We start from the raw sequence: 19,402 nt of genomic DNA, 5'->3' as shown, positions 1-19,402 counted from the left end.
ATGTCACTTTGAGTGCCCACACAGATTGTCTGATAAATTGTTAAAGAGCAGTTGCAACGCGGCTTTCAGCTCACCGTTGCGAGGTCCCGTATAATACGTTTTCCTCATTCAGAGTCAAGCCCTTATTTTGCTTTTCTCTGTCGGTTTTCAGCGCTGAACTTCATCGCCGAAACCCTGCTGACCCGGCGGCTCGCTTGCCGTTGTTCCGTGTCAGTGGAGGCGCATTATAGGGAGTTCTGAGACGTTGACAAGCCCTGTTTTCAAAAAATTATTCAACCGTCTCTTTTTTGTGCAAAACGCCGTTAAAGCGGTAATTTTTCCAGCGTCGAGAAGCCATAGCGATGCAAAACGGGTAAAAGTTGTTCCGTTTCTGCCGTCAACGCCATGCAGAATGCTTTATTCTCGTCGCTGGACTTCGCATCCGGCGCTTCATGCTCTAACAGCCAGGCGGTGCGACGGGCAATCGCCGCGCCGGAATCAATCAGCCGCGTGCCTTCCGGCAGAACGCGCTGCAGCTCCTCCTGTAAAAGAGGAAAATGGGTGCAGCCCAGCACCACCGTATCCGGCGGCTCCTGCATCCGCAGCCACGGGCGCAGGATACGGCGCAGCTCTTCTAACGGCACAGGCTCGCCGTGCAGCTTCGCTTCCGCCAGCTCCACCAGCTCCGCCGACCCCAGCATCTCAATCCGACATTCATTGGCAAAGCGGTCGATCAGCTCACGGGTATAAGGACGCTTTACGGTACCGCGCGTCGCCAGCAGACCAACAATGCCGTTCGCCGTTAAGCGGGCGGCGGGCTTGATCGCCGGCACCACGCCAACAACGGGGAAGGCGAACTTTTCACGCAGGGCAGGCAGGGAGACGGTACTGGCGGTATTGCAGGCGATCACCGCCAGCGCCAGGGGATAACGCTGCTGGACAGCGGTGACGATTTCCACAACGCGCTCAACGATAAACTCCTCGCTCTTCTCGCCATAGGGGAAGGCAACGTTATCGAAAGCATAGATGTAATGCAGATTCGGCAGCAGCTGCCGAATCTCATTATAAACCGACAACCCACCGACGCCGGAATCAAACACCAGCACGGTGGGACGTGGATCAGAAGGTGTAGCTGCCAGACAAGGTGTATTCCCGTCCTGCAGATTGGTAGCCATAAACTGTCTCGTAATCTTTATCGAACAGGTTGGCTATTTTACCACGAACTGTCAGGTGTGAGGTGACGGGATACGATAAACCGACATCCCAGAGGCTCAACCCACCCATATTGACGGTACGCGAATTGTCGTAATCATAATCGTAGCGCTTGCCGATGTAGTGATACGTCACATCCCACCCCAGATCGTAGACCTGGCCGTTCAGCTCGTATTTCACCTGCTGCTTCGCCCGGCGATAGAGGATCTTGTTAGTTTCATCATCGCGAGGGTCAACATACTGCAGCGTCAGATGGTGCTCCACCGGCCCTGTGGTGACATTTCCCGTCCACTCCAGCCCCTTGATCGTCGCCGACTTGACGTTGTAATAGGCGTTGTTGTCGTAATCGATGAGGTTTTGAATCTCATAGCGATACGCGGAGAGACGCCAGTCGACCGGCCCCGTTAACCCTTCAAGGCCCGCTTCCCACTGCTTCGACTCCTCTGGCTTCAGGTTCGGGTTAGAGGCGATGCCAAAGCGTTCTGCGCCGTACTGCTGCCCGAGGGAGGGGGCGAGGAATCCTGTGCCGTACGAGAGCGTTGTCCGATAACCGTCGATAAATTCCCAGCCTGCCGCCGTCTGCCAGGTACCGTGCCAGCCAAACTGCTCGTCATGATCCTCACGGCCGGAAGCTTCCAGCGTCACGCTGTCAATCTGCTGCTGGCCCGTCAGATAAAGACCGGTGGTATCGCGCTTATACACGTCGGTACTGGTCGTTCCGCTGGATTTCAGCTTCTCCTGTTTCCAGTCTACGCCGCCGCTCACCGCGCCATGGCCCACCACAACATTATTTCCCCACTGGATATAGCGCTGTTCCATATCATCCAGGGTGGTGCCCGCGGCATAGCGGCCAGCGTCGCTGCTGTAGTTGTAATCTTTAATACGCTGATAGTTCGCAATCAGCTGGGAGGAGTAAATTCCGGAGTGGTAGTGCAGACCGGTATCCCAGGATTGGGTATAGGACTGATCTTCATCGTTTCCACCTGCGTAGCCCCAGTTACCCTGGTCATAGTCAGCATTGGCGGAATAACCATAGCCGCGGAAGAATCCCGAGAAGTTATCATCGAACTGATGCTGTACCCCGCCCCACAGCATTTTATTGCGGTAGCCGTCGCGATCGCTGTCGCCGCTATAAGAGGAGTTCGGCTGGACGTTAAACCCTTTGGTGGTCTGATAGGCGCCGGCAGCGGTAACCAGCGTATCGCCAAACCGCTTGTTGAAGGCGCCATCATAGGACTGATAGCCGTTCGTTCCCGCGCCGGCGTTGATCTGCGAACGCTCAGCGTCGGTCATGGTGATAATGTTCACCACCCCGCCGATCGCTCCGGAGCCATACACCGCGGAGCGCGGGCCGCGGATATATTCCACCCGCTGGACCAGCGAGATAGGGATCTGACTGATATCCACGCCATTGGAGATCCCCGGACGCGCCATCGGCACACCGTCGATCAGCACCAGCACGTGGCGAGCCTCCGTCCCCCGAACATACAGCGAAGCGCTCTGCCCCATGCCGCCGTTGCGGGCAATATCGACCCCGGGAAGACGACGCATGACATCGTTTAAATCTTTGGACTGCCAGCGGTCGATGTCATCGCGCGTCACTATATCGGTCGGCGCCAGCACGGTATTGACCGGCTGTTGAAAACGGTTTGCTGTCACCACCAACGTATCTGAATTGCTATCCTGCGCCCAGCCGGAAAATGCCGTGACGGATAAGGCCGTCATCAGCGAAGCTTTTTTAATCATTGTAAAAGCATCCGAAACAGAAAAAGGATGCCGCAGGTTTTATCAGTTGCTCGCGACGATAAAACCCAGTGCGACGTATTCCGGCAGGTCTTCGGGCTTGGAGGCTGTTTCAAGAAATAATGACTTCCCACGGCTAACCGCAGTGTCTGCACCGAGTGCGCTCATTTCTCACCTTCCTTACCGCTGCGCGTCAGCCCCAGATTTCCACTGGGTTCCCTTTTAACTCACAGGACCGGTAGGCGAATGCTACAATCAGAATCATATAGATGTCCAGACTGCTAATTATATTTCCCGCGGCATTCGAGGCTGGACATCCCCGGCGCTTTCCCTACAATCCCCGCGTACTTATTTTATTCAGGATACATCATGACCCCCGAACACCTTCCTACCGAACAATACGAAGCGCAACTGGCAGAAAAAGTCGTCCGTTTGCAAACCATGATGGCGCCTTTTGCCGCGCCGGTTCCGGAAGTGTTTCGTTCGCCGGTCAGCCACTACCGTATGCGCGCCGAGTTCCGTCTGTGGCACGATGGCGACGACCTGTACCATATAATTTTCGATCAGCAGACCCGGTCGCGGATTCGCGTTGACAGCTTCCCGGCCGCCAGCGCGCTCATCAATCAGCTGATGACCGCCATGCTGGAGGGCGTACGCAACAATCCCGTGCTGCGCCATAAGCTGTTCCAGATTGACTATCTGACCACCCTCAGCAATCAGGCGGTCGTCTCGCTGCTGTATCATAAAAAACTCGATGATGCCTGGCGTGAGCAAGCGGAGGCGCTGCGTGACGCCCTGCGAGCCCAGGGGCTCAATGTGCATCTCATTGGTCGGGCGACCAAAACTAAAATCGAGCTCGATCAGGATTATATAGATGAACGTCTGCCGGTTGGCGGTCGGGAGATGATCTACCGTCAGGTGGAAAACAGCTTTACCCAACCGAACGCGGCAATGAACATTCAAATGCTGGAGTGGGCGCTGGATGTCACCAAAGGAGCGACCGGCGACCTGCTGGAATTGTACTGCGGCAACGGTAACTTCTCGCTGGCGCTGGCGCGTAATTTCGATCGCGTCCTGGCCACCGAAATCGCCAAACCGTCGGTGGCGGCGGCGCAGTACAACATAGCCGCCAACCATATCGACAACGTGCAGATTATCCGCATGGCGGCGGAAGAGTTTACTCAGGCGATGAACGGCGTGCGTGAGTTTAACCGGCTGCAGGGTATCGATCTGCAAAGCTATCAGTGCGAGACGATTTTCGTTGATCCGCCGCGTAGCGGGCTGGACAGTGAAACGGAAAAAATGGTGCAGGCCTATCCGCGTATTCTGTACATTTCGTGCAACCCGGAAACGCTGTGCCGCAATCTGGAAACGCTAAGCCAGACGCATAATGTTACCCGGCTGGCGCTGTTCGACCAGTTCCCGTATACCCATCACATGGAATGCGGCGTGCTGTTGACCCGGAAATAGGCCAAAAAAAACCGGCAACGTCATATTGCCGGTTTTTTATCACTGGCGGCTTATTCGGCTGCCGTATTTTTGCGGTTACGCATCTTGTAGCCGATCCAGAAGACCATCGCGACGGACAGAACGGCCGGGAAGAAGTTAGAGCCGATATCAGGGTACTCCGCACGCACGACGGTGCTGTACAACAGCACCCCGAGAATAAAAAAGGCGGCGGCGAGGCCCGGTAGCCCGACGGGCATACTGCGATTCTGATAGCGCTGATGCAGACAGTAGACCGTCAGCAGCAGGGATAAGATGGGGAAGACGGAAAACGGAACTATCGAACTGAACAGCGCCGCAAAGGCGCCATTAATAGATAACCCGGCAATCAGCGCCAGCAGCAGCGTACCTTTATCTTGAACTGAGTGTTTCATTGCTCGTCCTTCACGTTATTCGGAATGATGTGACATTTTTTCTTGTTCACGGCGATACCAGTAATACGCGCCTTTAGAGATCATTCTGAGCTGCAGTACCAACCGTTCTTCCAGCTGTCGGCGCTGTTCAGGGCCGACATCCAGCGCTTCCGCGCCAGCGCTAAAAACGATGGTGACCATAGCTTCAGCCTGCGCTTCGGTAAAGGCGCGCGGCATATGGTTTTCGAGTTCTAAATAGTCGGCGAGTTCCGCAATAAAGTGCTGGATCTCGCGTGCGACGGCGGCGCGAAACGCCGCAGAAGTTCCCGAGCGCTCGCGCAGCAGCAGGCGGAAGGCGTTCGGGTTGTTACCGATAAACTCCATAAAGGTCGAGACCGAGGTGCGGATCACGCTGCCGCCTTTGGCAATCCGCTGGCGCGCCTGGCGCATCAGCTGGCGCAGCATCAGTCCGCTCTCATCGACCATCGTCAGGCCTAACTCATCGACATCGCGAAAATGACGATAAAAGGACGTCGGCGCGATCCCTGCTTCCCGCGCCACTTCACGCAAACTCAGGCTGGCGAAACTCCGCTCAGCGCTAAGTTGGCTGAATGCCGCTTCCACCAGCGAACGGCGGGTTTTTTCTTTTTGTTGTGCTCTTACGCCCATCACGATGTATGAATCCTTCCAATAGCCCTGCTGGCACTATACCAGAGATTAAAACTAATCGGTTTGCCCTGGATTGTGAATGATTGTTTACGAGCCGTTTCTGCTTTTATGCCGCAAAAAAGCACAACGATAATTGGGTTAAAGCGCAGCGAATGTTATCATCGTGTTTATTTTATGTATAAAACAGGTGAGTAATGCCATGTCACACTCTTGGGATTATGATGCAATAGTGATTGGTTCCGGTCCTGGCGGCGAAGGCGCCGCCATGGGACTGGTAAAACAGGGAGCACGCGTTGCCGTCATCGAGCGCTACCATAACGTCGGCGGCGGTTGCACCCACTGGGGCACCATCCCGTCGAAAGCCCTCCGCCATGCCGTCAGCCGTATTATCGAGTTTAACCAAAACCCCCTCTACAGCGACCACTCCCGCCTTCTTCGCTCTTCTTTCGCCGACATCCTTAACCATGCCGACAGCGTCATCAACCAGCAGACTCATATGCGCCAGGGATTCTATGAGCGCAACCACTGTGAAATTCTGCAGGGCAATGCCCACTTCGTTGATGAGCATACTCTGGCGCTGGAGTGTCATGACGGCACGGTTGAGACGGTGACCGCGGAGAAATTCGTTATCGCCTGCGGCTCTCGCCCCTACCATCCGGCGGATGTCGATTTCCACCACCCGCGCATCTATGACAGCGATTCGATTCTCAGCCTGCAGCATGAGCCGCGCCATGTGATCATTTACGGCGCCGGGGTAATCGGTTGTGAATATGCGTCGATCTTCCGCGGCATGGAGGTGAAGGTCGATCTGATCAACACCCGCGATCGTCTGCTGGCCTTCCTCGATCAGGAGATGTCAGATTCGCTCTCTTATCACTTCTGGAACAGCGGCGTGGTCATTCGCCACAACGAGGAGTATGAGAAAATTGAGGGGGTGGATGACGGGGTGATCATGCACCTGAAGTCCGGTAAAAAACTGAAAGCCGATTGCCTGCTGTACGCCAACGGCCGCACCGGCAATACCGACACTCTGGCGCTGGAAAATATCGGTCTGCAGACCGATAGCCGCGGTCAGCTGAAGGTCAACAGCATGTATCAGACCGCCCTTCCGCACATCTATGCGGTTGGGGATGTCATCGGCTATCCGAGCCTCGCCTCCGCGGCGTACGATCAGGGACGCATTGCCGCCCAGGCGCTGGTGAAAGGCGAAGCCTCAGCGCATCTGATTGAAGATATCCCGACCGGGATCTACACCATTCCGGAAATCAGCTCCGTCGGGAAAACCGAGCAGCAGCTGACGGCGATGAAAGTGCCGTATGAGGTGGGTCGCGCTCAGTTTAAACACCTGGCGCGGGCGCAAATCGTTGGCATGAGCGTGGGAACCCTGAAGATCCTGTTCCATCGGGAGACCAAGGAGATCCTCGGCATTCACTGCTTTGGCGAACGCGCAGCCGAAATCATTCACATCGGCCAGGCAATCATGGAGCAGAAAGGTGGTGGTAACACCATTGAGTACTTCGTCAACACCACCTTTAACTACCCGACCATGGCGGAAGCGTACCGGGTTGCCGCGCTGAACGGCTTAAACCGCCTGTTTTAACGCCTTGTCGAAATGGCCATCCATCGTGCCGCGGATGGCCTCCGCCAGATGTTCGTAGCGGCTGCGCAGCGGTGAGCCCGGACGGTAAACCAGACCGATGGTGCGTCTTGGCTCTGGCTTAATGCACGGCAGGTAGACCACGCCATCGCGTTTTCTTTCCTGCGGCACCGCCAGCGCAGGCAGCAGGGTAATACCGCTGCCTGCCGCTACCATATTGCGCAGCGTTTCCAGGCTGGTCGCGCGGAAGTGGGTATCCTCATCCGCCCCCGCTTCAAAGCAGAAGCCCATCGCCTGATCGCGCAGGCAGTGCCCATCCTCCAGCATCAGCAGCTTTTCACCGGCCAGATCCGACATCGGCACCCGATCGCGGTTTGCCCACGGATGATCCTCATAGATAGCCAGCATCATCGGCTCATCGAACAGCGGCACCTCGATAAAGGCCTCGCTCTCTTTGACCAGCGCCAGGATGGCGCAGTCGAGCTTACCGCTGTCGAGCTGAGCCAGCAGCTGATGGGTCTGCGCTTCGTGCAGATACATTTCCAGCTTCGGGAAGGTCTGATGCAGCATCGGAATGATGTGCGGCAGCAGGTACGGGCCAATTGTCGGGATCAGGCCGATATGCAGCGGCCCGGACATGGTTTCCCCTTGTTGGCTTGCCATCTCCTTGAGCACTTTTACTTCGCGTAACACGGTACGCGCCTGATCCACCAGCAACAGCCCCGCCTGGGTAAACAGAACCTTACGGCTGGTGCGCTCCAGCAGCATGACGCCAAGCTCATCCTCCAGCTTGCGGATCTGTCCGCTGAGCGTCGGTTGGCTCACATGGCATGAGTCAGCCGCCCGCCGGAAGTGGCGGTGTTCGGCGAGCGCTACCAGGTATTCAAGATCGCGAATATTCATTATTCATCCTCCATCGCCACGATAGTCCATGGCGATAGATAGCATAGCAACGAACGATTATCCCTATCAAGTTTTCTGTTCAATAATACACCCATAAAGACGGTGAACCTGTGAAAACCACTGGCCCGTCACACTGTTTCTCTACCCGAACAACTAAAGCCAACGTGAACTTTTGCGGACCTTGCGTCCGCTTTTTTTTTGCATAAAAAACCCGGCGTCGCTGGGCTCGGCCGGGTCAGGGGGGGCAGATATCTAAGGATTAGCTCAGACGGGCCTTCGCCTCGCCGATAGCCTGCGCCACCTGCTGCGGCGAGACGCCGCCTTTTGCCGCGCGTTTATCCAGGCAGGACTGCAGCGACAGGATCGGATAAACATCGTCCGCAATCACCGGGCTGAATTTCTGCAGATCGGCCAGGGCCAGCGCTTCCAGCGGTTTCCCTTGCGCAATGGCTTCCACCACCGCTTCACCGACAATATGGTGCGCCTCACGGAACGGTACGCCTTTCGCCACCAGATAATCCGCCAGCTCCGTGGCGTTGGCATAGCCCTGCTGCGCCGCTTCCGCACAGCGCGGACGTTTTACCTGGATGCCATCCAGCACCAGGGTCGCCATATGCAGGCAGTCGAGCCAGGTATCCAGGGCGTCGAAAAGCCCCTCTTTATCTTCCTGCATATCTTTGTTGTAGGCCAGCGGCAGCCCTTTCAGGGTCATCATCATGCCGGTCAGCGCGCCCTGCACGCGACCGCATTTGCCACGGATAAGCTCCAGGGCGTCCGGGTTTTTCTTTTGCGGCATCAGCGAGGAGCCTGAGGTTACGCGGTCGGAAAGCTCGACGAAATTCGCCTCGCCGGAGTTGAAGAAAATCAGATCTTCCGCAAAGCGCGACAGATGCACCATGCCGATAGAGGCATCGGAAAGCAGCTCCAGAACATGGTCACGGTCGGACACGCTGTCGAGGCTGTTGCGGGTAGCGGAGGCAAAGCCCAGCCACCCGGCCAGCTGCTCGCGGTCGATCTCATACGCCGTTCCCGCCAGCGCGCCGCAGCCCAGCGGGCTAACGTCGAGGCGCTTCAGCGCGTCCTGCAGGCGGCTTTCGTCGCGCGCCAGCATTTCGACATAGGCCAGACACCAGTGCGCGAACGTCACCGGTTGGGCGCGCTGCAGGTGGGTGTACCCCGGCATCACCGCGTCCTGGTTCTGCTGGGCCGTCTCCACCAGCGCGCTCTGCAGCTGGCGGTTCGCCGACAGCAATTCGACAACGGTATCTTTGCACCACAGTTTAAGATCGGTAGCGACCTGGTCGTTACGGCTGCGGCCGGTATGCAGTTTCTTGCCCAACTGGCCCACTTTGTCGATCAGTTTGCCTTCCACCCAGCTGTGAATATCTTCGGCATCGCTGGCGAGGATTTGCTGCGGATTGGCGCGCACCTCTTCCAGTAGCACGTTCAGCGCTTCTTCCAGCTGCTGCTGTTCAGCGGCACTCAGAACGCCGACCGTTACCAGCGCTTTCGACCAGGCGACAGAGCCAACGATATCCTGCTCCGCCAGACGATAGTCGAAGCGCAACGAGTCGTTGAACTGTTTAAACCGTTGATCTGCTGCCTGTGTAAAACGCCCGCCCCAAAGTGCCATAACATGCTTCCTTTATTCGTTAGTTCCGCCGGTGGCGTTGTGCCTCCCCGGCCTACGGTCTTGTAAGCCCGGCAGACAACGCGCCGCCGGGCATGAAATCTTAAGCCAGAATACGTGTGCCGATAGGCGTGCCGTTAAACAACGCCGGCAGCTGCTCGGCGTGACGCCAGGAGGCGATGTCCACCGGACGGCCCAGAGCGCGCGCGGCGTCGAGGGCCGCATTCACTTTGACAATCATGCCGTCGGTGATAATCCCCTGCTCGATCAGTTGCTCCGCTTTCTCGGCGGTCATCTCGGCAATGCGCTGCCCTTTACCGTCGAGGATACCGCTGACGTCAGACAGCAGAATCAGATCCGCCCCCAGGGTAGCCGCCAGCGCCGTCGCCGCCTGGTCAGCATTGACGTTCATCAGCTGGCCCTCATCGGTCACGCCGATAGAGCTCACCACCGGCAGGTAACCGCCCGCCAGCAGGGTGTTGATCAGCGTCGGAGAGCCCGGCTGCGCCAGCCCGACATGGCCCAGCTCAGCATCCAGCTGCGTCACCTTCACGCTATCGCCATCGCCGAGGAACAGGCCGACAGAGGCCAGACCGTGCTTTTTCGCCCACGCCAGCAGCGTCTTGTTAGCGGTTCCCGCCAGCGCGCCGGTGATGATGTCGATTTGCTCAGCCGGCGTCACCCGCAGACCATTTTTCTTCTGCACCGGCAGATTGAGCTGCTTCATCAGCTCATCCACCACGCAGCCGCCGCCGTGGACGATAATCAGCGGACGCTGGTGCGCTTCACGGTAATTGACCAGCGCGGTAAACAGACGCTCCAGCGCTTCTTCGCTATCGAGTAATACGCCGCCGAGTTTGATAATTAATGGGTTCATCATCACACCTTAAATAAGAGACTGCGTCTCAGCGAAGCCGAAACGAATATTCGCGCACTGCACCGCCTGCGCTGCGGCGCCTTTCAGCAGATTATCTTCTGCCGCGACGACGATGAGATGATCGTCCTGCACGGCAAAACCGATATCACAGAATGGCAGACCTTCGACGCTTTTCACTGCGGGCACGCCTTTATCATATAAACGTACCAGCGGTTTATCGGCGTAAGCCTGCTGGTAAACCGCCGCGATCTGCGCATGGCCAACGCCCGGCTTCAGGCGGCAGGTAATGGTTTCCAGAATACCGCGTTTAAAATTACCCAGGTGCGGGGTAAAAATCACTTTCGCTCCGAGGTGGCTGGCAATCTCCGGCTGATGACGATGGTTAAATATGCCGTACGGCTGCAGGCTGACTTCACAGAAGCTGTTGCCGATCGCGGCTTTGCGTCCCGCGCCGCTCACCCCGCTGGTGGCGTTGATCACTGGCCACTGGTTGAGATCCAGCAGACCGGCATCGATCAGCGGCTTCAGCGACAGCTGCGCCGCCGTTGGGTAGCAGCCAGGCACCGCGATTAACTGCGCTTCTTTAAGCGCATCCGCGCTCCACTCCGCCAGACCATACACCGCCTGTTTGAGCAGGTCGGGATGCTGATGAGTGAAACCATAATATTTTTCGTAGAACGCCCCATCGTTAACGCGGAAGGCACCGGAGAGATCGAACACCACGCAGCCGGCGGCAAGGAACTGCGGCGCCAGATCGTGACTCACTTCGTGCGCGGTGGCGAGAAACACCACGTCCACGCCAGCGCTGAATTCGCTGATATCGGACATCGGCTGCAGCGGCATATCGACAATGCCTTTGAGCTGCGGATGCAGGTCGGAAATTAATTTTCCCGCATCATTGCTTTGCGCGGAGACCGTCAAAGCGGTTATGTTCATATGCGGATGACGATTGATATAGGTCACCAGCTCTGCGCCGGCATAACCACTGGCACCCACAATCAGCGTATTTAACATTGGAAGCGCATCTCCTTACATTCGATGGGTTTTCTTACGCTCAACGATATTGTATTTTTATTCACAATAAATGCATGAATATTGATACTATCACGACCCAAGGTGTGTCAACAATGAAAAACAATTTACCGCCCTTTATCGAGATCTACCGCGCGTTGATCGCCACACCGTCCATCAGCGCGACCGAAGAGGCTCTCGATCAAAGCAATGAGTCTTTAATCAATTTGCTGGCCGGCTGGTTCCGCGATCTCGGCTTCAACGTCGAGGTACAGCCAGTGCCGGATACGCGCCATAAATTCAATCTGCTGGCCAGCACCGGACACGGCGCCGGCGGCCTGCTGCTCGCAGGGCATACCGATACCGTGCCGTTCGATGATGGCCGCTGGACGCGCGACCCGTTCACCCTCACCGAACACGATAACAAGCTCTACGGCCTCGGCACGGCCGATATGAAAGGCTTTTTCGCCTTTATTCTCGACGCCCTGCGCGATGTCGACGTCACCACGCTGAAAAAACCGCTGTATATTCTGGCCACCGCCGACGAAGAGACCAGCATGGCTGGCGCGCGCTATTTTGCCGAAACCACCCAGCTGCGCCCGGACTGCGCCATCATCGGCGAGCCCACCTCCCTGCAGCCAATCCGCGCCCATAAAGGACATATGTCCAACGCGATCCGTATTCAGGGCCAGTCCGGCCACTCCAGCGATCCGGCGCGCGGGGTCAACGCGATCGAGCTGATGCACGACGCCATCGGCCGGATTATGCAGCTGCGCGATCTGCTAAAAGAGCGCTACCACTTCGAGGCGTTCACGGTCCCTTACCCGACCCTCAACCTCGGCGCCATCCATGGCGGCGATGCCTCAAACCGTATCTGCGCCTGCTGTGAACTGCATATGGACATCCGCCCGCTGCCGGGGATGACCCTCAACGACCTTAATGGTCTGCTGGGCGAGGCGCTGGCCCCGGTCAGCGAACGCTGGCCAGGCCGCCTGACGGTCTCGGAGCTGCATCCGCCGATCCCCGGCTATGAGTGCCCACCGGACCATAAGCTGGTGCAGGTGGTTGAGAAACTGCTTGGCGCCCAGACCGACGTGGTGAACTACTGTACCGAAGCGCCGTTTATCCAGACGCTGTGCCCAACGCTGGTTCTCGGCCCGGGCTCGATCAACCAGGCCCATCAGCCTGACGAGTTTCTGGAGACGCGCTTTATCAAGCCGACGCGGGAGCTGATTAGCCAGGTGGTCCACCACTTCTGCTGGCACTAAAATCGCCCTCTTTTTCCGCCCCGTTCTCCCGGGGCGGAACGGTGACGATCGTCACATTTCCATAAGCGATGCTTATCCAGCGCCCCCTGAGTTAAATTTCGCAAATTACGGGTATTTACTCGTTTGCTGAAGCGATTTCGCAGTAATTGACGTGGGGGTATTTACGTGGCTTTATAAAAGACGGGTTGCTTATCCGTTGCTCACGTTCCAGCGCAGCGGATATAACAAAATAAAATGAGATGGGGTGTCTGGGGTAACATGAACGAACAATATTCCGCATTGCGTAGTAATGTCAGTATGCTCGGCAAGGTGCTGGGCGATACCATCAAGGATGCATTGGGAGAAAATATTCTTGATCGTGTCGAAACTATCCGTAAGTTGTCCAAATCTTCACGCGCCGGCAACGAAGCTAACCGCCAGGAGCTGCTGACCACGCTGCAGAATTTGTCTAACGACGAACTGCTGCCGGTAGCCCGTGCCTTCAGCCAGTTCCTGAATCTGGCTAACACCGCTGAGCAGTACCACAGCATTTCGCCGAATGGCGAAGCGGCCAGCAATCCGGAAGTCATTGCGCGTACCCTGAGAAAGCTCAAAGACCAACCCAATCTCAACGAAGAGACCATCAAAAAAGCGGTGGAATCTCTTTCCCTGGAGCTGGTGTTAACCGCCCACCCGACCGAGATCACCCGCCGGACGCTGATCCATAAAATGGTGGAAGTGAACAACTGCCTCAAGCAGCTGGATAACAAAGATATCGCGGACTACGAGCACCACCAGCTGATGCGCCGTCTGCGCCAGCTGATCGCCCAGTCCTGGCATACCGATGAAATTCGTAAGCACCGTCCTTCCCCGGTCGATGAAGCCAAATGGGGCTTCGCGGTGGTGGAAAACAGCCTGTGGGAAGGGGTGCCTAACTACCTGCGCGAGCTGAACGAACAGCTGGAAGCCAACCTCGGCTATCAGCTGCCGGTGGACTTTGTCCCGGTGCGTTTCACTTCGTGGATGGGCGGCGACCGCGACGGCAACCCGAACGTGACCGCCGATATCACCCGCCACGTGCTGCTGCTCAGCCGCTGGAAAGCGACCGATCTGTTCCTTAAAGATGTGCAGGTGCTGATCTCCGAGCTGTCGATGGTGGAGTGTACCGACGAATTGCGTGCCCTGGCCGGCGCCGAGGGCGCTCAGGAACCGTACCGTTACCTGATGAAAAAACTGCGCACTCAGCTGATGGAAACCCAGGCCTGGCTGGAAGCGCGTCTGAAAGGCCAGAAGCTGCCGAAACCGGCGGGACTGATCACGCAGAACGAGCAGCTGTGGGAGCCGCTGTACGCCTGTTATAAATCGCTGCAGGCCTGCGGCATGGGCATTATCGCCAACGGCGAGCTGCTCGACACCCTACGCCGCGTGAAGTCTTTCGGCGTACCGCTGGTGCGTATTGATATTCGTCAGGAAAGCACCCGCCATACCGAAGCGCTGGGCGAAATGACCCGTTACCTCGGGATCGGCGATTACGAAAGCTGGTCAGAAGCCGACAAACAGGCTTTCCTGATCCGCGAACTGAATTCCAAACGTCCGCTGCTGCCGCGCCAGTGGGAGCCCAGCGAAGAGACCCGCGAAGTTCTCGACACCTGCAGAGTGATCGCCGAGGCGCCGCGCGGATCGATCGCCGCCTACGTGATCTCGATGGCCAAAACGCCGTCCGACGTGTTGGCGGTTCACCTGCTGCTGAAAGAGGCCGGGATTGGCTTCGCCCTGCCGGTGGCTCCGCTGTTCGAAACGCTGGACGACCTGAACAACGCCAACGACGTCATGACCCAGTTGCTGAATATCGACTGGTACCGCGGCTTTATCCAGGGCAAACAGATGGTCATGATCGGCTACTCTGATTCCGCGAAAGACGCAGGGGTGATGGCCGCCTCCTGGGCGCAGTACCAGGCGCAGGATGCGTTGATCAAAACCTGTGAGAAAGCCGGGATCGAACTGACGCTGTTCCACGGTCGCGGTGGCTCCATTGGCCGCGGCGGCGCGCCTGCCCACGCCGCGCTCCTCTCACAGCCGCCGGGAAGCCTGAAAGGCGGCCTGCGCGTTACCGAGCAGGGTGAGATGATCCGCTTTAAGTACGGCCTGCCGGAAGTCACCATCAGCAGCCTGTCGCTCTATACCAGCGCGATCCTCGAAGCCAACCTGCTGCCGCCGCCGGAACCCAAGCCGCAGTGGCGCGACATCATGGCCGAGCTGTCCGACGTGTCGTGCAAGATGTATCGCGGCTATGTGCGTGAAAACAAAGATTTCGTGCCTTACTTCCGCTCCGCCACTCCGGAGCAGGAGTTGGGCAAACTGCCGCTGGGTTCGCGTCCGGCAAAACGTCGCCCGACCGGCGGCGTCGAGTCGCTGCGCGCCATTCCGTGGATCTTCGCCTGGACCCAGAACCGCCTGATGCTTCCGGCCTGGCTGGGCGCTGGCGCTGCGCTGCAGAAGGTAGTCGAAGGCGGAAAACAGAGTGAACTGGAAGCGATGTGTCGCGACTGGCCGTTCTTCTCCACCCGCCTCGGCATGCTGGAGATGGTTTACTCGAAGGCCGACCTGTGGCTGGCGGAGTATTACGATCAGCGCCTGGTGAAACCGGAGCTGTGGGCGCTGGGTACCGAGCTGCGCAAGCTGCTGGCTGCCGATATCAACGTCGTGCTGGCCATCGCCAACGACTCCCATCTGATGGCCGACCTGCCGTGGATCGCCGAGTCTATCCAGCTGCGTAATATCTATACCGATCCGCTGAACGTCCTACAGGCGGAACTGCTGCACCGTTCACGCCAGGCTGAAGAAGAGGGCAAAGACCCGGATCCGCGCGTTGAACAAGCGCTGATGGTCACCATCGCCGGCGTCGCCGCCGGTATGCGTAACACCGGCTAATCGATGTCTTCCCCCGGCCGCCCGGCCGGGGGATTTTTCACCCGTTTTAGTGGTGCAACATCTCATCAACGATCTGTTCTTTATGCAGCGCATACGGATAATAGGTCGGCCAGTTATCCATCTCTTTCAACAACGCTTCCTGTGATTCATTACCCATGAAAATATGGAAATGCTGCGATTTACGCGGACCAATGATATGGTCGCTGAACTGGACATATTTTGGCGCGTTGGCATCGCCCTGCTGGCACTCGAACAGATAACGTACGCCCTTCTTACCGGAGGCGTAATGCAGAATTTTGTAGCCTGAATAGCGGTATTTGCAGCTGTTGACGGCCTCGCCGACGTGGAACTCAATCACGTCATCTTCAATGCCAATCTGTTCCACATCGGTGGCGTAGCCCTTCTTATAATAGGCGCGATACTCCTCCACGCTCTTGCCGCCGGGCTTTTTCGCCTTCTGCTCCAGCACCGGATCGAGATCGCCGTTGAGCAGATATGGGTTCACCGACTGCCAGACGCCCTCCCAGTCGCTCAGCGCGCGGTCCTGCACATCTTTATCCGCAAAAATGCCTTCGCTGGCCTGACGCTCCACTTCGGTTAGCGCCGGCCCATGGCTATGGTTGCCGTGGGCGAACGCCTGGGCGCTGGCGAGCGCCATGCCGAGTCCCAAGGCCAGCAGGGGGATCTTTCTGGTCATTACTCTCTCCTGAGTTTGTTATCAATGGCGACAAATTGTTACGATATAACATATCTTAAGTGAGAAGCAATAGCGACAGGCTGGCGCTTTTACCGCTGGAATAATGTCCGGTATGATGAAAAGGGTGATGCGCGGGGCGGAACAATGATGGACAACGATATCAATCAACTTATTGATGCATTGCTAAAAAAGCAGACCAGCCTCGGCCGGGTTTATTTCGCCGGCGAGACGCGCTCGCCTGCTGAACCGGTGGTGCAGGTTGATTTTCCCCGTCTGAATATCCTCCTCGATGGGCAATTGCGCGACCAGGCGCTCGGCGATAACGCCCCGCCCCTGGAGACCCATGACGTGCTCTATATTCCTGGCGATAGCTGGAACTGCCCACAGTGGCAGGCGCCCTGCCTGCTGTTAAGCATCCTGTTCGCTAAGCAGCAGCTGGAGTGCTCGCTGCAGCACTGGAATGGCAAGACGATCGCCGTTGTTGAAAAACTACAGGCGCTGCGTCGCGGGCCGCGCGTCGGTTCCTTTCTGCTGCAGGCGCTCAACGAGATCCGGATGCAGCCGCAGGAGCAGCAAACCGCCCGCAGCATCGTCATCAGCCTGCTCAGCCACTGCCATGATCTTCTCGGCAGCCAGGCGCAAACCTCCTCGCGCAGCCAGGCGCTGTTCGAGGCAATCCGTCAGTACATCGAGGTCCATTACCCGGAGCCGCTGAGCCGGGAATCGGTCGCCCAGGCGTTCTATCTCTCTCCTAACTATCTTTCTCATCTGTTCCAGAAATGTGGGCCAATGGGCTTCAATGAATATCTGAACCACATTCGTCTCGAACAGGCCCGTATGCTGCTGAAGGGCCACGATATGAAAGTGAAAGACATCGCCCACGCCTGCGGCTTCGCCGACAGTAACTACTTCTGCCGCCTGTTCCGCAAAACCACGGAACGCTCGCCGTCTGAATACCGCCGCCAGTACCATAGCCAGCTGACGGAAAAATCATCCCCGGCAAAAAACTAGATTTTTGTGTGTTAAACCTGACTTTTGTGCGCGCTATAGTTTCCTCTCATCCCAGGCTGCGTCGATAAATGTGATCTAAATCATCCTTAATCGCGATGCGTACATTTATCCAGTTTTTGGCAAATTTGTCATCTGGCGATCCTTCAAACGAAAGCCGTATGCTTACCTCAACGACAGCACCGAATTAAGCATTGAGGAAAACACTATGGAACTCTATCTGGATACCGCCAACGTCGCCGAAGTGGAACGCCTGGCCCGCATCTACCCGCTGGCCGGGGTGACCACCAACCCGAGCATTATCGCCGCCGGAAAAACACCGATCTGGGATGTACTGCCGCGCTTGCAAAAAGCCGTTGGCCCGGAAGGGATTCTGTTCGCGCAGACCATGAGCCGCGATGCGCAGGGCATGGTGGCAGAAGCCAAACGCCTGAGCAACGCCGTGCCGGGCATCGTGGTCAAAATCCCGGTCACCGCCGAAGGCCTCGCCGCTATCAAGCTGCTGAAGAAAGAAGGCATCCCAACCCTTGGCACCGCCGTCTACAGCGCCTCACAGGGTCTGCTGGCCGCGCTGGCCGGCGCAAAGTACGTCGCGCCTTACGTTAACCGCGTCGACGCTCAGGGCGGGGACGGCATCCGCATGGTGCAGGAGCTGCAATCCCTGCTGGAAATGCATGCGCCCGAAAGCAAAGTGCTGGCGGCGAGCTTCAAAACGCCCCGTCAGGCACTGGATTGCCTGCTGGCTGGCTGCGAAGCCATCACCCTTCCATTAGATGTAGCGCAACAAATGCTCGGCACCCCTGCGGTAGAGTCAGCCATAGAGAAATTTGAACAGGACTGGAATAACGCCTTTGGCACGCTGAACCTGTAACCGGACCCGCGCGCCGCCTGCGGGCGGCATCACGGTCATCGAGGAGGAATCGTAATGGATCGCATTATTCAATCACCAGGCAAATACATTCAGGGCGCAGGCGCCATCAAGCGCCTTGGCGACTACCTGAAACCGCTGGCCGAACGCTGGCTGGTCGTTGGCGATAAATTCGTGCTGGGATTCGCGGAAGAGATGCTACGCAAAAGCCTGGCCGATGCCGGCCTGGCGGCGGAAATCGCGCCGTTTGGCGGTGAATGTTCGCATAATGAAATCAATCGCCTGCGCGATATCGCCGGCAGTGCGAAATGCACCGCCGTGCTGGGGATCGGCGGTGGTAAAACCCTGGATACCGCGAAAGCGCTGGCCCATTTTATGAAGGTGCCGGTGGCGATCGCCCCTACCATCGCCTCCACCGATGCGCCGTGCAGCGCGCTGTCGGTGATTTACACCGACGAAGGGGAGTTCGACAGCTATCTGATGCTGCCGCATAACCCTAACATGGTCATTGTCGATACGCAGATCGTTGCCGGCGCGCCGGCTCGCCTGCTGGCAGCCGGAATTGGCGATGCGCTGGCCACCTGGTTCGAAGCCCGCGCCTGCTCACGCAGCGGCGCCACCACCATGGCGGGCGGGAAATGCACCCAGGCGGCGCTGGCGCTGGCCGAGCTGTGCTACAACACCTTACTCGAAGAGGGTGAAAAAGCGATGCTGGCCGCCGAACAGCACGTGGTCACTCCGGCGCTGGAGCGGGTGGTGGAAGCCAACACCTATCTGAGCGGCGTCGGTTTTGAAAGCGGTGGCCTGGCGGCAGCCCACGCAATTCATAACGGCATGACGGCCATCCCTGACGCTCACCACTATTATCACGGTGAAAAAGTGGCGTTCGGCACCCTGACGCAGCTGGTGCTGGAAAACGCGCCGGTGGAAGAGATCGAGACCGTCGCCGCGCTATGTCACAGCGTTGGGCTGCCGATCACCCTGGCGCAGCTGGATATCAAAGGCGACATCCCGACCAAAATGCGCCTGGTGGCGGAAGCCGCCTGCGCTGAAGGCGAAACCATTCACAATATGCCGGGCGGGGTTAACTCCGACCAGGTCTACGCCGCGCTGCTGGTCGCCGACCAATATGGCCAGCGCTTCCTGCAGGAATGGGAATAATCCAGAGCAA

General features: G+C 57.6%; 16 protein-coding genes and 1 riboswitch. Of the genes, 7 read left to right on the top strand and 9 right to left on the bottom strand.

The window, feature by feature from the left end; all coding sequences use genetic code 11:
• Positions 1 to 302 precede the first annotated feature (302 nt).
• Together murI and btuB are read right to left on the bottom strand one after the other, a co-directional pair.
• On the bottom strand, positions 303 to 1,154 hold the full coding sequence (gene murI, locus ABLV76_RS15630; protein ID WP_023291541.1) for a glutamate racemase: 852 nt from the start codon (positions 1,152 to 1,154) through the stop codon (positions 303 to 305).
• A complete protein-coding gene (btuB, locus tag ABLV76_RS15625) occupies positions 1,099 to 2,937 on the bottom strand; it encodes a TonB-dependent vitamin B12 receptor BtuB (RefSeq protein ID WP_049092593.1) in 1,839 nt (612 codons plus the stop codon). Before btuB ends, murI begins: the two co-directional genes overlap by 56 nt.
• 64 nt (positions 2,938 to 3,001) lie before the next feature.
• A riboswitch (cobalamin riboswitch) is annotated at positions 3,002 to 3,189 on the bottom strand.
• Between the two features lie 114 nt (positions 3,190 to 3,303).
• Here btuB and trmA point away from each other — a divergent pair.
• Complete coding sequence (gene trmA, locus ABLV76_RS15620) at positions 3,304 to 4,404, top strand: tRNA (uridine(54)-C5)-methyltransferase TrmA (RefSeq protein WP_004203692.1); 1,101 nt, start codon at positions 3,304 to 3,306, stop codon at positions 4,402 to 4,404.
• A gap of 50 nt (positions 4,405 to 4,454) precedes the next feature.
• Here the strand turns inward: trmA and ABLV76_RS15615 are convergent, their stop codons facing one another.
• Both ABLV76_RS15615 and fabR read right to left on the bottom strand, forming a co-directional pair.
• Positions 4,455 to 4,814 carry a YijD family membrane protein gene (locus ABLV76_RS15615; protein ID WP_004203691.1) on the bottom strand — a complete coding sequence of 120 codons (360 nt, stop codon included), beginning with the start codon at positions 4,812 to 4,814 and terminating at the stop codon, positions 4,455 to 4,457.
• A gap of 15 nt (positions 4,815 to 4,829) precedes the next feature.
• Positions 4,830 to 5,465, bottom strand: a complete 636-nt coding sequence (gene fabR, locus ABLV76_RS15610) for an HTH-type transcriptional repressor FabR (protein WP_004151856.1) — start codon at positions 5,463 to 5,465, stop codon at positions 4,830 to 4,832.
• A 196-nt stretch (positions 5,466 to 5,661) separates the two neighbouring features.
• Between fabR and sthA the strand changes: the two genes are divergently transcribed.
• Positions 5,662 to 7,062, top strand: a complete 1,401-nt coding sequence (gene sthA / locus ABLV76_RS15605) for a Si-specific NAD(P)(+) transhydrogenase (RefSeq protein WP_002883016.1) — start codon at positions 5,662 to 5,664, stop codon at positions 7,060 to 7,062.
• Here the strand turns inward: sthA and oxyR are convergent.
• From oxyR to argC, 4 genes are all read right to left on the bottom strand, one after another.
• On the bottom strand, positions 7,045 to 7,962 hold the full coding sequence (gene oxyR, locus ABLV76_RS15600; protein WP_002883015.1) for a DNA-binding transcriptional regulator OxyR: 918 nt from the start codon (positions 7,960 to 7,962) through the stop codon (positions 7,045 to 7,047). The genes sthA and oxyR overlap by 18 nt on opposite strands.
• A 259-nt stretch (positions 7,963 to 8,221) precedes the next feature.
• Complete coding sequence (gene argH, locus ABLV76_RS15595) at positions 8,222 to 9,595, bottom strand: argininosuccinate lyase (protein WP_004203690.1); 1,374 nt, start codon at positions 9,593 to 9,595, stop codon at positions 8,222 to 8,224.
• Between the two features lie 100 nt (positions 9,596 to 9,695).
• Positions 9,696 to 10,472, bottom strand: a complete 777-nt coding sequence (gene argB / locus ABLV76_RS15590) for an acetylglutamate kinase (protein ID WP_085955164.1) — start codon at positions 10,470 to 10,472, stop codon at positions 9,696 to 9,698.
• A gap of 6 nt (positions 10,473 to 10,478) precedes the next feature.
• The gene (gene argC / locus ABLV76_RS15585; RefSeq protein WP_004203689.1) at positions 10,479 to 11,483 is read right to left on the bottom strand and encodes an N-acetyl-gamma-glutamyl-phosphate reductase; all 1,005 of its coding nucleotides are present in this window, start codon (positions 11,481 to 11,483) and stop codon (positions 10,479 to 10,481) included.
• A gap of 113 nt (positions 11,484 to 11,596) precedes the next feature.
• Here argC and argE point away from each other — a divergent pair, with 113 nt between their 5' ends.
• Together argE and ppc are read left to right on the top strand one after the other, a co-directional pair.
• A complete protein-coding gene (gene argE, locus ABLV76_RS15580) occupies positions 11,597 to 12,748 on the top strand; it encodes an acetylornithine deacetylase (RefSeq protein WP_004203688.1) in 1,152 nt (383 codons plus the stop codon).
• A gap of 258 nt (positions 12,749 to 13,006) precedes the next feature.
• The gene (gene ppc, locus ABLV76_RS15575; protein WP_017899812.1) at positions 13,007 to 15,658 is read left to right on the top strand and encodes a phosphoenolpyruvate carboxylase; all 2,652 of its coding nucleotides are present in this window, start codon (positions 13,007 to 13,009) and stop codon (positions 15,656 to 15,658) included.
• A 46-nt stretch (positions 15,659 to 15,704) separates the two neighbouring features.
• On the opposite strand, the gene zinT is transcribed toward ppc, so the two are convergent.
• A complete protein-coding gene (gene zinT / locus ABLV76_RS15570; RefSeq protein ID WP_017899813.1) occupies positions 15,705 to 16,355 on the bottom strand; it encodes a metal-binding protein ZinT in 651 nt (216 codons plus the stop codon).
• Between the two features lie 69 nt (positions 16,356 to 16,424).
• Between zinT and ABLV76_RS15565 the strand changes: the two genes are divergently transcribed.
• The 3 genes from ABLV76_RS15565 (at position 16,425) to ABLV76_RS15555 (ending at position 19,392) form a co-directional block, all read left to right on the top strand.
• A complete protein-coding gene (locus ABLV76_RS15565) occupies positions 16,425 to 17,366 on the top strand; it encodes an AraC family transcriptional regulator (protein WP_226648908.1) in 942 nt (313 codons plus the stop codon).
• A gap of 205 nt (positions 17,367 to 17,571) precedes the next feature.
• Positions 17,572 to 18,234 carry a fructose-6-phosphate aldolase gene (gene fsa / locus ABLV76_RS15560; RefSeq protein WP_017899815.1) on the top strand — a complete coding sequence of 221 codons (663 nt, stop codon included), beginning with the start codon at positions 17,572 to 17,574 and terminating at the stop codon, positions 18,232 to 18,234.
• Between the two features lie 54 nt (positions 18,235 to 18,288).
• Entirely contained in the window at positions 18,289 to 19,392 is a 1,104-nt protein-coding gene (locus ABLV76_RS15555) for a glycerol dehydrogenase (RefSeq protein ID WP_004203683.1), read from the top strand.
• Positions 19,393 to 19,402 lie beyond the last annotated feature (10 nt).

The sequence above is a fragment of the Klebsiella sp. GB_Kp047 genome (assembly GCF_040065235.1).
Taxonomy (GTDB): domain Bacteria; phylum Pseudomonadota; class Gammaproteobacteria; order Enterobacterales; family Enterobacteriaceae; genus Klebsiella; species Klebsiella quasipneumoniae.
This window is presented reverse-complemented; position numbering and strand designations above follow the sequence as displayed.